This is a genomic window from Kitasatospora sp. NPDC098652 (genome assembly GCF_044760155.1).
Classification (GTDB): Bacteria; Actinomycetota; Actinomycetes; order Streptomycetales; family Streptomycetaceae; genus Kitasatospora.
The window spans coordinates 92241-105982 of record NZ_JBIWAQ010000004.1; the positions used below are offsets into that span (position 1 = coordinate 92241).

Here is a 13742-nt window from a genome sequence, read left to right on the forward strand (position 1 = left end):
GGCGATCCCTTGCGGGATCAGTACCCCCGACCGGATTCGAACCGGCGCTACTGCCGTGAGAGGGCAGCGTGCTAGGCCGCTACACAACGGGGGCTTCCAGGCGATCCCTTGCGGGATCAGTACCCCCGACCGGATTCGAACCGGCGCTACTGCCGTGAGAGGGCAGCGTGCTAGGCCGCTACACAACGGGGGCTTGGATCTTCATTTGTACTGCTGGTGTACTGCTGGGTGATCGTTGCCGATCGTACAGCGCTGGGGTACCAGGACTCGAACCTAGACTAAATGAACCAGAATCACTCGTGCTGCCAATTACACCATACCCCACCAGAGTTGAACCCCTGCGGGCCCTTCTCAGGCGTTGCGCCTCTCGGTCGGTCCCGTTCCGAGGGGCTTTCGCTCCCTCGTCCGTTCCCTCCCGGGCGGCGCAGAAAGAACATTACCCGACGTCTGCCCTGGCTCCAAAATCGATAACCGCAGGCAGCGGCGGGGAGGCCGTCCGGTGACCTCCGGGTGCGCCGCGGGCCCGGCACGGAGCCGGGCCCGCGGGCTGCTCAGGAGGCGCCTGCGCGGCCCGTTCAGGCCGCCGGCAGGGCGTCCAGGGCGGAGCGGAGCCGGCGCAGCGTCTCGGGGCGGCCGAGCAGCTCCATCGACTCGAAGAGCGGCGGCGAGACCCGGCGGCCCGTGACGGCCACCCGCAGCGGCGTGAAGGCGAACTTGGGCTTGATGCCCAGGCCCTCCACCAGGGCCTCGCGCAGCGCGGCCTGGATCGGCTCCGGGGTGAAGTCCGCGAGCTCCTCCAGCGCCTTGACGCTGGCCTCCAGCACCGGGCGGGCGTCCGCGGTCAGCACCTTGGCGGCGTCGTCCGGGTCCACCGCGAAGTCGGCCGGGTCGACGAACAGGAAGCCGGCCATGTTGACGATCTCGCTCAGCACGACCATCCGCTCCTGGGTGAGCGGCGCGATCCGGGCGAGCAGGTCCAGCTGCTCGGCGGTCGGCTCGGCCGGCAGCAGGCCGGGGCCCTGGAGGAACGGCACCAGGCGGCGGACGAAGTCCTCCGGGGCCAGCCGGCGGACGTGCTCGGCGTTGATCGCCTCGCACTTCTTGAGGTCGAAGCGCGCCGGGTTGGAGTTCACCTTGGCGACGTCGAAGGCGGCGACCATCTCGTCCATGTCGAACAGGTCGCGGTCCTCGGCCAGCGACCAGCCCAGCAGGGACAGGTAGTTGAGCAGGCCCTCGCGGATGAAGCCGCGCTCGCGGTACAGGTTGAGCGAGGACTGCGGGTCGCGCTTGGAGAGCTTCTTGTTGCCCTCGCCCATCACGTACGGCAGGTGGCCGAAGCGCGGGGTGGTGCCGTCGCCGACGCCGATCTCGGCGAGCGCCGCGTACAGCGCGATCTGGCGCGGGGTGGAGGACAGCAGGTCCTCGCCGCGCAGCACGTGGGTGATGCCCATCAGGGCGTCGTCCACCGGGTTGACCAGGGTGTACAGCGGGGCGCCGTTGGCCCGGACGATGCCGTAGTCCGGGACGTTCTCCGGCTCGAAGGTGAGCGTGCCGCGCACCAGGTCGTCGAAGGAGATGGTCCGGTCGGGCATCCGGAAGCGCAGGATCGGCTCGCGCTTCTCCAGCTTGTAGACCGCGACCTGGTCGTCGGTCAGCTCGCGGCAGTGGCCGTCGTAGCCGGAGGGCTTGCCGGCCGCGCGGGCGGCCTCGCGCCGGGCGTCCAGCTCCTCGGTGCTGCAGTAGCAGTGGTACGCGTGGCCGGCCTCCAGGAGGCGGCGGGCGACGTCGGCGTAGATGTCCATCCGCTGCGACTGGCGGTACGGCGCGTGCGGGCCGCCGACCTCCGGGCCCTCGTCCCAGTCCAGGCCGAGCCAGCTCATGGCCTCCAGCAGCTGGCCGTACGACTCCTCGGAGTCGCGGGCGGAGTCGGTGTCCTCGATCCGGAAGACCAGCTTGCCGCCGGTGTGGCGGGCGTAGGCCCAGTTGAACAGGGCCGTGCGGACCATGCCCACGTGGGGGTTGCCGGTCGGGGAGGGACAGAAGCGAACCCGGACGGCCGGGTCAGTGTTAGCCACGCTTGATCACCTTGTTGGTGAGAGTGCCGATGCCTTCGATGGAGACGGCGACCTCGTCGCCGACGTTGAGCGGGCCCACCCCTGCGGGCGTGCCGGTGAGGATGACGTCGCCGGGCAGCAGCGTCATGGCCTCGGAGATGTGGACGACCAGTTCGGCGACCGAGCGGATCATCAGGGAGGTGCGGCCGGTCTGGCGGAGCTCGCCGTTGACCGTGCAGGTGATCGCGAGGTCGGCCGGGTCGAGGTCGGTCTCGATCCACGGGCCCAGCGGGCAGGCGGTGTCGAAGCCCTTGGCCCGGGCCCACTGGCCCTCCCGCTGCTGGACGTCCCGGGCGGTGACGTCGTTGGCGCAGGTGTAGCCGAGGATCACCTCGGGCACCCGGTCCAGCGGCACCTCGCGGCACATCCGGCCGATCACCACGGCGAGTTCGGCCTCGTGGTGAACGTCCGAGGAGAACGGCGGGTACGCGATGTTCTCGGTCGGGCCGATCACCGAGGTGGACGGCTTGAAGAAGGTGAGCGGGACGTCCGGGACGTCGTTGCCCAGCTCCGCCGCGTGCGCCGCGTAGTTGCGGCCGACCGCCACGATCTTGTTGGGGAGCATCGGGCTGAGCAGCCGGACGTCCTGGAAGCGGTAGCTCTCACCGGTGGGCTGGGGTTGGCCGAACGGGTGACCGGCCAGCTCGTGCACGACCAGCGAGTCGGGCCGGGACGGATCCCCCTCGACCACGCCGAAGGAAACGCTGCCGGCGGCAGGGCTCCCTTCCCGGACGGAAAACCTGGCAATGCGCACGGTTGGGCTACCCCTCGCTTCGTCGGCCGCCCGGGGCGCCCCCGGGCGCTGCTGGGCGCCTCGCCCGCCACGGGCGCGGCCCCGTCAATCGCGCCCAGGCTATCGCGTGGGGCCTCCCGTGACCGCTTTGCCCCTGTTCAGCGCGGTTGGGGCGGACGGCCTCCCGACGGCCTCCCCGGGACGCACCAGGGCGCCGCCACCGCTGCTCGCGGTGACGGCGCCCTCGGGTCGCGCCCGGGTCGGGGTCAGTCCCGGGGGGTGATGACCGGGGCGACCATCAGCTGGGTGCGGCGCGGGTTGGCGGTGACGGCCGGCAGCTCGGTGCCGTAGGTGACGACGTCCTCGGGCTTGCGGGCCCCGGGGATCCTGCTGAAGTCCTCGACCGAGGCCAGCGTGGTCCGGCGCGGGTTCGCCGTGGAGCGGCAGGACAGCGTCGACTTGGTGGCCTTCTTCGCCAAGGACATCGAGAGCACCTCGTGGTCGTGGCCGGGCGGTCCGCCAGGGATCCGCACCGGCCTGCGTGATTCCGATTGATTCGGAGGGGTTCTGGGCAGGCTGATCGGGGCCGTGCTCCGGAGACAGCCAAGGTTACGAGATCTCTTTCCATACCGGCCGTGACCAAAGCTACACATTCACCTGTGATTTTGCTCACAAATTGACGCACAAATCACGAATATCCGACATATCGCCGGATCGGAATTTCCCGACAATTCGCCCGGAACGGGCATTCCGGCAGGTCTGCGACTCTTGTCGATCTCCGGCCACGTTGGCATGTATCCGGCGAGTGTCCGAAAAAGGCGGTATTCCGGTCCGGTTACCGCACAGTCAGTGAGATCGCGCATGCGGTCGGTAGTACCCGGCGCCCGGTTCCGGCGGCCCTTGTTGGGATTCCCTCGCTGTGCTGGAATGCCACGGACCGTGGGTAGGGAGCAGTCCACCCCGGCGACCCGCTCTCCCGGACCGGCCGGGGTGCGGAAGGAAACTCGACACCGTCCAGGCCGTGGCGACGCGGCGGGACGCCCGGTCCAGAGGTTGCGACGCCAGTGCAGGGACGTTTCAAAAGGGGTAGCGGCGCCGCGGGTAACCCGGAGTCGCGCGAGCCTGTGGCAGCCCCTCAACAGGCGGCGGCCCCCGGCGGCCCGGCCGACCCCGTGACGCCCGAGGCCCCCGCCCGGCCGGAGGACGACGGCCAGGAACGGAAGTCCGCCCGGGACAAGCTCCGGACCACCCTGACCAGGCGCCGCGCCACCGGTCTGAGCCGGCTCGCAATGCGCAACTGGCGCATCCGCACCCGCCTGATCGCCCTGCTCGCGCTGCCGGTCATGGTCTCGCTGGTCCTCGGCGGCCTGCGCATCCAGACCTCGATGCAGAACTCGCAGCAGCTCGCCCAGATGGCCAACCTCTCCGACCTGGCCAAGAAGGCGACCAACCTCGCGGACGCCCTGCAGACCGAACGCGACATCAGCGCCGGCTACATCACCAACCGGCCGAACGACCCGCTGGACGACGAGATCATCGCCGCCCGCAAGAGCACCGACGACCTCAGCCGCACCTTCACCGCCTCCTCCGACAAGTTCGAGAACCTCCAGCTCTCCGGCGGGAAGGCGCTGCTGTTCCAGATCCGCAAGGACCTGAACTCGATCGCGGACGCGCGCAACACGCCGTACCAGAACAACCAGAACATCCAGGCGACGATCACCGCCTACGACGTGATCATCCGCGACCTCCTGGGCATCACCCAGGACATCGCGCTCGCCTCGAACAACCAGGACCTGCTCATCGCCACCCGCGCGCTGCAGCAGTTCTCGCTCGCCAAGGACGCCACCTCGCAGCAGCGCGCGCTGATCAGCGCCGGTCTGGGCAACCCCAAGGCCCCCGACCTGAGCGCGAGCGACGAGTCCTTCGGCATCCGCCTGCGCACCACGTACGACAACGCGCTCACCAGTTTCAACAACATCTACACCTCGCACGACCTGGACAACCTGCGCGGCCAGCTGAGCTACAACAACGTCATCGCCGAGGCGGACCGCTACTCGCGCTCGATCCTCCAGCCGGGCGGCATCCACCAGACCGAGGCGGTCTCGTACAAGGACTGGTACGAGAAGGCCACCACCAAGATCACGGCCGAGCGCCGGATCGAGGCCAAGCTGATCGAGGACCTCGACGGAAAGGCCCAGGACCTCCAGTCCCAGGCCGACACCGAGGCCCTGATCATCGGTGCCGCCGTCGCCCTGACCCTGATCATCGCCCTCGGTGGCGCCGGTCTGATCGCCCGCTCGATGGTGCGCTCGCTGACCCGCCTGCAGACCGCGGCCGAGGACGTCGCCGAGCGCCGCCTGCCCGAACTGGTCAAGACGCTCTCCGAGAGCGACCCGCACGACGTCGACACCACGGTCGAGCCGGTCGCCGTCGACTCGACCGACGAGATCGGCCACGTGGCCCACGCGTTCGACATGGTGCACAGCGAGGCCGTCCGCCTCGCCGCCGAGCAGGCCCTCCTGCGCGGCAACATCAACGCGATGTTCACCAACCTCTCGCGCCGCAGCCAGGGCCTCATCCAGCGCCAGCTGTCGCTCATCTCCGAGCTGGAGAGCCGCGAGGCCGACCCGGACCAGCTGGCCAACCTGTTCAAGCTCGACCACCTCGCGACCCGCATGCGCCGCAACGGCGAGAACCTCCTCGTCCTCGCCGGTGAGGACCCGGGCCGCCGCTGGACCCGCCCTGTCCCGCTGGTCGACGTGCTCCGCGCCGCCGCCTCCGAGGTGGAGCAGTACGAGCGCATCGAACTCGCCGCCGTGCCGTCGGCCGAGGTCGCCGGCCGCGTCGTCAACGACCTCGTCCACCTGCTCGCCGAGCTGCTGGAGAACGCCACCTCGTTCTCCAGCCCGCAGACCCGCGTGCGGGTCACCGGCCACGCCCTGCCGGACGGCCGGGTGCTGGTCGAGATCCACGACACCGGCATCGGCCTCAGCCCGGACGACCTGGCCGAGATCAACGAGCGCCTGGCCAACCCGCCGACGGTGGACGTCTCGGTCTCCCGCCGCATGGGCCTCTTCGTGGTCGGCCGCCTGTCCCTGCGACACGGCATCCGGATCCAGCTGCGTCCGAGCGACTCCGGCGGCACCACCGCGCTGGTCATGCTCCCGGTCGACGTCACCAACTCCGCCGACCGGCGCGGCCCCGGCGGCCGTCCCGGCCCCGGCGGGCAGGGCAAGCAGCAGCGCGCGGCCGCCCCGACGCCGCGCCAGCAGCGCCAGGTCCCGCCCGGCCGCCAGAACGGTCCGGCCGCGCTCGGCCAGGGCCCGGCGGGCGGTGCCCCGCAGGGCGGCCGTCCGCAGCTCGGCCAGGGCGGTCCGGCCGCCCCCGCCGCACCGACCGGCCCGGGTGCGCCCGGCGGCCGTCCCGGCGGGCCGGCCGGACTGCCGACCCGTCAGGTCGGCCAGTCGCTGCGCGAGACCCCCCCGGCCCCGCAGGGGCAGCAGTCCGGTCCGCAGGGCCAGCCCGGTCAGCAGGGCCCGGGTCAGCCGGGTCAGCCGGGCCGGCGCGGCCAGGGCCGACCGGCCCAGGCACCGCAGGGGCCCGGCCAGCAGCTCCCCGGCCAGCCCGGTCCGCAGGGCCGGCAGGGTCCGCAGGGGCCGCAGGCGCCCGGTCAGCCCGGTCAGCCCGGCCAGCCCGGCCAGCAGATCCCCGGCCAGCCCGGTCAGCCCGGCCAGCCGCAGCAGTCGCCGCAGGGCGCGCTGCCGCAGCGCGCCCCCGGCCGTCAGGGCCCGCCGCAGGGCGGCCCGAACGGCCTGCCGCGCCGCGGCCAGGGCCGCCCCGGCCAGGAACGTCCGCGCCCCGGCGGCGAGTTCGACGGTGCTCCGGGCGCTCCCGCGCCGCGGACCGGCGAGCAGCCGCAGCACGGCCGCCCCGGCGGTCCCGGTGCCCCGCAGCAGGGTGCCCGTCCGGGCAACCGTCCGCAGGACGGCCTGCCGCAGCGCGCGCCCGGCCAGCAGGGCCCGCAGGGCGCCCGGCCCGGCCAGCAGGGTCCGCAGGGTCCGCAGGGCCAGCGCCGTCCGCAGCGTCCCGGCCCGGAGGCGCCCCAGCAGGGTCGCCAGCCCCAGCCCCAGCTGCCCCCGCAGCAGCAGCCCCAGCCGCTGCCGTCGGCCGAGCCTGCGCCGGTGGAGAGCACCCAGCAGTTCGCCCGGCCGCGCTTCGAGGCCAGCCAGATCGACCCGCGCGACCCGCTGGGCCTCGGCCTGGTGGAGCCGGTGCTGCCGAACGTGCCCGGCCCGGCCCAGCCCCAGCAGCCGCAGCCGTTCCCGCAGCAGCAGGCGCCCCAGCAGCCGCAGCGTCAGGAGCCGATGGCCCTGCCGACCGGCCCGTCCGAGGCCACCGGCGAGCAGCCCTGGTACCCGCAGCAGGCCGACGGCCAGCCGCAGGGCCGGCCCCGCTCGTACCAGCCGCGCCGCCCCGGCACCTCCGCGCCGGACCTCCAGCAGCCGGACCTCCAGCAGCCGGGCCGGCCGCAGCGGGCCCCGCAGCAGCAGCCCCGGCCGGAGCGCCCCCAGGCCCCGCAGGCCCAGGCGCCCCAGCAGCAGGCGCCCCAGCAGCAGGCCCCGCAGGGCCAGCCGCTGCCGCCGCAGCCGGGCGTCGGTGACGCGCCCTGGCGCCCGTCCGCGAACGACGAGCGCTGGCGCCGTGCCGAGCAGGTCCGCGAGCCCTCGACCAGCGGGGTCACCATGTCCGGCCTCCCCCGGCGGACCCCGCAGGCCAACCTAGTCTCCGGCACCGCCGAGGCCTCGCCGCTGACCGGCCCCCAGGTCTCCCGGGCCCCCGAGGAGGTCCGCGGCCGCCTGACCAACCTGCGCCGCGGCATCCAGCAGGGCCGGCGGGCCGGGGCCGAGCAGGCCGCCAACCAGCCGGGCGCCCAGCATGGTGCCCAGCAGCCCGGATTCGATAGTTTCGGTGGCCGGAGCGACGGCAACGGCGCAGATCACCAGGAGCGTTGAGTTGAACCAGATGAGCCAGGCCGCACAGAACCTGAACTGGCTGATCACCAACTTCGTGGACAACACCCCCGGGGTGTCCCACACCGTGGTGGTCTCCGCGGACGGCCTCCTGCTGTGCATGTCCGAGGGGTTCCCGCGTGACCGCGCCGACCAGCTCGCCGCCGTCGCCTCCGGCCTCACCTCCCTCACCTCCGGCGCCAGCCGGATCTTCGAGGGCGGCGAGGTCAACCAGACCGTCGTCGAGATGGAGCGCGGCTTCCTGTTCCTGATGGCCATCAGCGACGGCTCCGCCCTCGCCGTCCTGGCCGCGCCCGACTCCGACATCGGTCTGGTCGGGTACGAGATGGCCCTGCTCGTCGACCGGGCCGGCGCCGTCCTCACCCCCGCACTCCGCGCGGAACTCCAGGGCAGTCTCCTGCACTGACCGGAACCCACGCGGACCATCCACCGTTCCACCCCGCACCGGGTCCGACCCGACCGGACCCGGCGCCTCACCCTCAGCTACCCTCAGGCAGCTGATCCCGCCTCAGCTGGCACCGCCCCAGCTGGAACCGGCTGCCCAAGGCCGCAGCACAAGGAGGACCCATGACCCCGCCCTCGACACCCGCCGGCCCGTACGGCAACGGGTACGGCAGCGGCTACGGCGGGCAGCAGTCCGACGGCTACGAGCAGCAGCCGCTGGTCCGCCCCTACGCGATGACCGGCGGCCGGACCCGCCCCCGGTACCAGCTCGCGATCGAGGCCCTGATCTCGACCACGGGCTCGGCGGAGCGCACCACCGGGCTGCTGCCCGAGCACGCCCGGATCGTCGGCCTCTGCCGCGAGGTCAAGTCCATCGCGGAGATCTCCGCCCTGGCCGGCGTCCCGCTCGGTGTGGCCCGCATCCTCGTGGCCGACCTGGCCGAGGCCGGTCTCGTCGCCATCCACCAGCCCGCCGCCGCGGGCGAGTCGGGCGGAACGCCCGATGTCACGCTGCTCGAAAGGGTCCTCAGTGGACTTCGCAAGCTCTAACGGACCCGCCCGTGCGACGACCTCCGCGAAGATCGTCATCGCGGGCGGCTTCGGCGTCGGCAAGACCACGCTCGTCGGCGCCGTCTCCGAGATCAACCCCCTGCGCACCGAAGCCGTCATGACCTCGGCCTCCGCCGGCATCGACGACATCAGCCACGTCTCCGGCAAGACGACCACCACCGTCGCCATGGACTTCGGCCGCATCACCCTCGACGAAGACCTCATCCTCTACCTCTTCGGCACCCCCGGACAGGACCGCTTCTGGTTCATGTGGGACGACCTCGTCCGAGGCGCCATCGGAGCCGTCGTCCTCGTCGACACCCGCCGCCTCGCCGACTGCTTCCCCGCCCTCGACTACTTCGAGAACAGCGGCCTGCCCTTCGTCGTCGCCCTCAACGGCTTCGACGGCCACCAGCCCCACACCGCCGACGAAGTCCGCGAAGCCCTCCAACTCGGCCCCGACACCCCCGTCATCACCCTCGACGCCCGCCGACGCGACAGCGCCAAGAGCGCCCTCATCACCCTCGTCGAACACGCCCTCCTCGCCCGACTCCGCTAGCGCACCGGGCACACGGGCACCGGCGGGCGCGCGAGCACCCGCGGGAACCGGGCGGCCCCGGCGAACCGTCACACTGACGGGGCGCCGGGGCGGCGGTGCTTTACCGGCCGGTGTCCTCCCGGGGCCGCGCGCAAGACCCGTGTATAAGCAGCGGATAACAGTTCGGTAGGCATTTTGTGATCAACAATGACGCAGCGTGGCGAATCAGCGTCACTCAGCGCCAGATCACCACGGTTTTGCTCCGTCATGTCGTTGATTGTCCGTATTGTTCCGGCGCGGGTGCCTTGCGACGGCTGTTTGTCCCCCATCCCTGCACGTGCTGAAATTCCAGCTACCCCTGAACATCCCGCGCCGGTCGTCCGGCGGCGGGCCAGGGCCCCGGGGGTAGCGCTGGATTGATCCATGGCCGGCAAGTCGGCCGAGAGGTAGTAGTCGAGTGAGGCGTAAGCAGCAACCCGCCCCGCAGCGGCGCTCCGAGCCCCGCCAGAGCGCGCCGAACGGCAGCGCCGCGGAACCGGCCGGATTCTCCGCGTTCACTCCCACCGAGGAGCGCCAGACCACCCCGGCCCCCAAGCCCCCGACGGCCTCCACGGAGCCCCGCACGGGCGCCGCGGGCCAGTCCGGCGAAGGCGGGTCGTCCAGCCGGTACGACTTCCTCCGCCCGCGCAACTGGCGCGTGCCGACCCGACTGATCGCGATCCTGCTGATCCCCGTGATCATCAGTCTCGTCTTCGGCGGTCTGCGAGTGAACACCTCGGTCGACGGCTACATCAAGGCCTCCCGGGCCGAGAAGACCGCCGAGCTCGCCAAGGCGGCGACCGAACTCGCCGAAGCGCTCGAGAACGAGCGCGACAAGACCCTGATACCCCTGATCACCGGGCAGGACCCGAACAACGAGGTCGCCAAGCGCCGCGCCGACACCGACGCCGCGCTCAAGGCCTACAACGCCGCGTACGACGCCTCGGACAAGTCCGGCGAGCTCCCGCGCCGCCACGAGGCCTTCCAGACCCTGGTGATCGACCTCCCGCACCTGCGGCAGGCCGCCTACGGCAAGGAGCTGTTCGCCAGCGCCACCGCGAACGCCTACTCGGCGATGTTCGCGCCGCTGCTGGCCTACGACAACTCGGTCGGCAACGGCTCCGCCAACGCCACCAGCAAGGGCCGCGCGATCTACGCGATGTCGCTGGCCAAGGCCTCCGCCTCGACCCAGCGCTCGCTGATGCTGAGCCTGCTGGTCGGTGCCTCGCAGGGCGTGACCACGCGCTACGAGAACCAGGACATGACCCAGCAGATCCTGGTCGCGGAGAAGCTGGAGCAGGTCTCGCTCTCCGAGTTCAACACCGGTGCCGCCCCCGAGGACGCCCGCAAGTACGCGGACGCCCAGGTCGCCCTGGCCACCGCCCAGGACCGCTCGGCCTACAAGATGCCGAACGGCGCCGCGCCCACCATGCAGGGCCTGCTGGCGCTCGCCGCCAACTACGCCGAGGCCGCCGCCATCGGGCAGCAGAAGGGCAAGGCCGCCGCCGACGCCGCGTACGCCGAGGCGAAGAACGCCGGTCTGACCCCGGACAACTGGAACCAGGCCGCCGGAAGCCACATCCAGGCCCTGCGGAACACCGAAGTCGCGCTGCTGGACGCCGTCCTCAGCGACTCCCGCGACCTCAAGGACAACGCGCTCTACGACGCCATCCTCAACACGGTCATCGTCGTCGCCGCACTGATCCTGGCCGGCCTGCTGACCGGCTACGTCGCCCGCTCGATGATCCTCGGCATGCGCACCCTGCGCAGCGCCGCCCTGGAGATCGCCGACCACCGCCTGCCGGACCTGGTCGAGAAGCTCTCCAAGACCGACCCGGACCGGGTCGACACCTCGGTGACCGCGATCCCGCTGCACGGCAAGGACGAGATCGGCGAAGTCGCCCGGGCCTTCGACCAGGTCCACCAGCAGGCCGTGGCGCTCGCCGCCGAGCAGGCCCTGCTGCGAGGGAACGTCAACGCGATCTTCACCAACCTGTCGCGCCGCAGCCAGGGCCTGATCCAGCGCCAGCTGGCGCTGATCACCGACCTGGAGAACAACGAGGCCGACCCGGACCAGCTGGAGAACCTCTTCAAGCTGGACCACCTCGCGACCCGTATGCGCCGCAACGGTGAGAACCTCCTCGTCCTCGCCGGCGAGGAGGCCGGCCGCCGCTGGAACACCCCGGTCCCGCTGGTCGACGTGCTGCGCGCCGCCGCCTCCGAGGTGGAGCAGTACGAGCGCGTCGAGCTGTCCGGCATCCCCGAGGTCGAGGTCGTCGGCGCCGCCGTGACCGACCTCGTCCACCTGCTCGCCGAGCTGCTGGAGAACGCCACCTCGTTCTCCAGCCCGCAGACCCGGGTGCTCGTCAACGCGACCCGCCTGCCGGACGGCCGGGTGCTGGTCGAGATCCACGACAAGGGCATCGGCCTCACCGCCGACGACTTCGCGGAGATCAACGAGAAGCTGGCCGAGCCGCCCACGGTCGACGCCACCATCTCCCGCCGCATGGGCCTCTTCGTGGTCGGCCGGCTCTCCCAGCGGCACGACATCCGCGTCCAGCTCCGCCCGTCCGGCGAGTCCGCCGGCACCACCTCGCTGGTCATGCTCCCGCCGTTCGTCACCAAGTCCGCGGTGGCGCCGGAGCCGGAGGAGCAGTTCACCGTCTCCCGGATCTTCGCCGACCAGGAGCCGACCTCCGAGTGGGCCCCGGACAACCGCAACCGCAGCGCCGCCGAGCTCGGCTTCGACGACCACCTCACCGGCATCGGCAACGCCGGCTCCTCCGGGTTCAGCCCGGCCCTGGAGGCCGTCCAGCGCTCGCAGCGCCTCGACCAGGTCCGCCGCGCGGCCCTGGAGGGCGGCCCGCAGGAGCAGGTGCTGGACGCCGAGGTCGAGGAGGACTACCAGCAGGGCTACGACCAGTACGCCCCGCAGCAGGACTACCAGCAGGGCGCCTACTCGGACGACCGGTACAGCGCCGACGACCAGTACGGCTACGACCAGGGCGGCTACCAGCAGGACGAGTACGCCCAGGACGGCTACGGCCAGTACCCGCAGCAGGGTTACGACCAGGGCTACGCCGACGACCGGTACGGCTACGACCAGGGCGGCTACCAGCAGGACGAGTACGCCCGGGACGGCTACGGCCACCAGGCCCAGGAGGCCCCCGCGGGCCACCCGTACACCCCGGAGCCGCCCGCCCTGCCCGCCGCCGAGCCCGCGCCGGCCCCCGCCACCACCCTGCCGTCCGGGCTGCCCCAGCGCCGCCCCGGCCAGCAGCTGGCGAGCGGCCCGGGCAGCGCCCCGGCCGGCCTGACCCCGTCCGGGGACACCCCGAACTGGTTCGCCGGCGCCAAGGACACCTCGTCGGCGCCCGTCGAGTCCCGCGGCCACGACGTGTCCGCACTGGGCGGCTACGGCCCGACCGGCCCGACCGCCTCCCCCTGGCAGTCGCCGAACGACGGTGACTGGCAGCGGGCCGAGCAGCTGCGCGAGCCCTCGTCCGCCGGCACCACCGGGGCCGGACTGCCCCGGCGCGTGCCCAAGCAGAACCTGGTGCCCGGCAACGCCAAGCCGACCCCGCAGGAAGGGCCGCAGGTCTCCCGCAGCCCCGAGGAGGTCCGTGGCCGCCTCACCAACCTGCGCCGCGGTGTCGAGCAGGGCCGCAGCGCCGGCAACACCGGAAGCTTCCGGATCGACCCCGATCAGGTAGACCAGTCCGGCAACGGACAGAACCGGAGCACCGATCTCTTCGGCGGCTCGAACCACCAGGAGCGTTGAGTTGACTCAGATGAGCCAGGCCGCACAGAACCTGAACTGGCTGATCACCAATTTCGTGGACAACACCCCTGGGGTGTCCCACACGGTGGTGGTCTCCGCGGACGGCCTCCTGCTGTGCATGTCGGAAGGCTTCCCGCGCGACCGCGCCGACCAGCTCGCCGCCGTCGCCTCCGGCCTCACCTCCCTCACCTCCGGCGCCAGCCGGATCTTCGAAGGCGGCGAGGTCAACCAGACCGTCGTCGAGATGGAGCGCGGCTTCCTGTTCCTGATGGCCATCAGCGACGGCTCCGCCCTCGCGGTCCTCGCCTCCCCCGACTCCGACATCGGTCTGGTCGGGTACGAAATGGCCCTGCTCGTCGACCGGGCCGGCGCCGTCCTCACCCCCGCGCTCCGCGCAGAACTCCAGGGCAGTCTCCTGCACTGACGGTTCGTCGGATACCGTCCAGGTATTCGAAGTACCTCCGCGTCCTTCCCGGGCCCGCTTCGGCGGGCTCGGGTTCGGACGTTGTACGGC

9 protein-coding genes and 3 tRNA genes are annotated in these 13742 nt (G+C 72.0%); 6 read left to right on the top strand and 6 right to left on the bottom strand.

What is annotated here, in order from left to right:
• Positions 1-21: 21 nt before the first annotated feature.
• The 6 genes from ACIQWA_RS11260 to ACIQWA_RS11285 all read right to left on the bottom strand — a co-directional run bounded on the left by ACIQWA_RS11260 (position 22) and on the right by ACIQWA_RS11285 (position 3332).
• Positions 22-94 (bottom strand) — tRNA-Glu (locus ACIQWA_RS11260).
• A 26-nt stretch (positions 95-120) separates the two neighbouring features.
• Positions 121-193: transfer RNA gene (locus ACIQWA_RS11265), tRNA-Glu, on the bottom strand.
• Positions 194-252: 59 nt separating this feature from the next.
• Positions 253-324: transfer RNA gene (locus ACIQWA_RS11270), tRNA-Gln, on the bottom strand.
• Positions 325-575: 251 nt separating this feature from the next.
• On the bottom strand, positions 576-2075 hold the full coding sequence (gene gltX, locus ACIQWA_RS11275; RefSeq protein WP_360233049.1) for a glutamate--tRNA ligase: 1500 nt from the start codon (positions 2073-2075) through the stop codon (positions 576-578).
• Positions 2068-2868, bottom strand: a complete 801-nt coding sequence (locus ACIQWA_RS11280) for a fumarylacetoacetate hydrolase family protein (RefSeq protein ID WP_360233045.1) — start codon at positions 2866-2868, stop codon at positions 2068-2070. Before ACIQWA_RS11280 ends, gltX begins: the two co-directional genes overlap by 8 nt.
• A 245-nt stretch (positions 2869-3113) precedes the next feature.
• A complete protein-coding gene (locus tag ACIQWA_RS11285; RefSeq protein WP_360233043.1) occupies positions 3114-3332 on the bottom strand; it encodes a hypothetical protein in 219 nt (72 codons plus the stop codon).
• Between the two features lie 639 nt (positions 3333-3971).
• Between ACIQWA_RS11285 and ACIQWA_RS11290 the strand changes: the two genes are divergently transcribed.
• From ACIQWA_RS11290 to ACIQWA_RS11315, 6 genes are all read left to right on the top strand, one after another.
• Positions 3972-7859, top strand: a complete 3888-nt coding sequence (locus ACIQWA_RS11290; protein ID WP_402481000.1) for a nitrate- and nitrite sensing domain-containing protein — start codon at positions 3972-3974, stop codon at positions 7857-7859.
• A gap of 10 nt (positions 7860-7869) precedes the next feature.
• Positions 7870-8283: a roadblock/LC7 domain-containing protein gene (locus ACIQWA_RS11295; RefSeq protein ID WP_030291361.1), complete on the top strand. Its 414-nt coding sequence runs from the start codon at positions 7870-7872 to the stop codon at positions 8281-8283.
• A gap of 161 nt (positions 8284-8444) precedes the next feature.
• Complete coding sequence (locus tag ACIQWA_RS11300; RefSeq protein WP_350508230.1) at positions 8445-8870, top strand: DUF742 domain-containing protein; 426 nt, start codon at positions 8445-8447, stop codon at positions 8868-8870.
• Positions 8851-9429, top strand: a complete 579-nt coding sequence (locus tag ACIQWA_RS11305; protein WP_360233037.1) for an ATP/GTP-binding protein — start codon at positions 8851-8853, stop codon at positions 9427-9429. The genes ACIQWA_RS11300 and ACIQWA_RS11305 overlap by 20 nt, the downstream gene beginning before the upstream one ends.
• Positions 9430-9865: 436 nt before the next feature.
• Positions 9866-13228: a nitrate- and nitrite sensing domain-containing protein gene (locus ACIQWA_RS11310; RefSeq protein ID WP_402481004.1), complete on the top strand. Its 3363-nt coding sequence runs from the start codon at positions 9866-9868 to the stop codon at positions 13226-13228.
• A gap of 10 nt (positions 13229-13238) precedes the next feature.
• Complete coding sequence (locus ACIQWA_RS11315) at positions 13239-13652, top strand: roadblock/LC7 domain-containing protein (protein WP_097236138.1); 414 nt, start codon at positions 13239-13241, stop codon at positions 13650-13652.
• Positions 13653-13742 lie beyond the last annotated feature (90 nt).